This is a genomic window from Laedolimicola ammoniilytica, assembly GCF_025567165.1.
Taxonomy (GTDB): domain Bacteria; phylum Bacillota; class Clostridia; order Lachnospirales; family Lachnospiraceae; genus Laedolimicola; species Laedolimicola ammoniilytica.
This window is the reverse complement of the sequence record NZ_JAOQKC010000062.1, coordinates 1-671: the sequence shown is the minus strand read 5'-3', so window position 1 is coordinate 671 and position 671 is coordinate 1. Positions and strand designations below refer to the sequence as shown.

Here is a 671-nt window from a genome sequence, read left to right as displayed (position 1 = left end):
CCAAGGCATCCACCCTGCGCTCTTTCACGCTTGACCATTCTGACTGCCGGTGAGCAATCAGCTCATACATAGCGTTGTATGAGGGTCATAGGTTTGTTATTTTTAAGAGGTTTTCGTCCTCTTGGTATGATTATCTTTAAAATTACCTTTTAGGATAATCACCTCGGATGTCTTGTGTTAAATTCATTCTAAGGATTGAATTTAACTTGTAGATATTTCAGTATATAGTTTTCAAGGTACAATGTAAATCTTGGTGTCAGTTCATCAGATTTGATGTGCTGACAACGAGCTAAAGTGGGCCTTTCCCCAAAGGGAACGCTTCTTTTAGCCAATGGGCTTAAGTGGACTCGAACCACCGACCTCACGCTTATCAGGCGTGCGCTCTAACCGGCTGAGCTATAAGCCCGGTTATCAATCCGGCAGCCACCTGCTCTCCCATATCGTCTCCAACATAGTACCATCGGCCGCTTAGGTCTTAACCATCGTGTTCGGGATGGGAACGGGTGTGTCCCCTAAGCGCATCGCCACCGGAAGTTTTGAACACTTCCTAATACAATATGTAATTGTTAGTGTCAGACTCTTTACGAGCCTTCATAACTAAACAGTGTACTTAACACATTTCTGCGTCCTCTACTAATTCTTCCTTAGAAAGGAGGTGATCCAGCCGCACC

Annotated in this window: 1 tRNA gene and 1 rRNA gene; both read right to left on the bottom strand. The window is 44.7% G+C overall.

Features of this window, described 5'->3' with window-relative positions:
* Window positions 1-332: 332 nt before the first annotated feature.
* Window positions 333-406 (bottom strand) — tRNA-Ile (locus tag OCV63_RS17380).
* Window positions 407-414: 8 nt separating this feature from the next.
* A 5S ribosomal RNA gene (gene rrf, locus OCV63_RS17375) occupies window positions 415-532 on the bottom strand.
* Window positions 533-671: the final 139 nt, after the last annotated feature.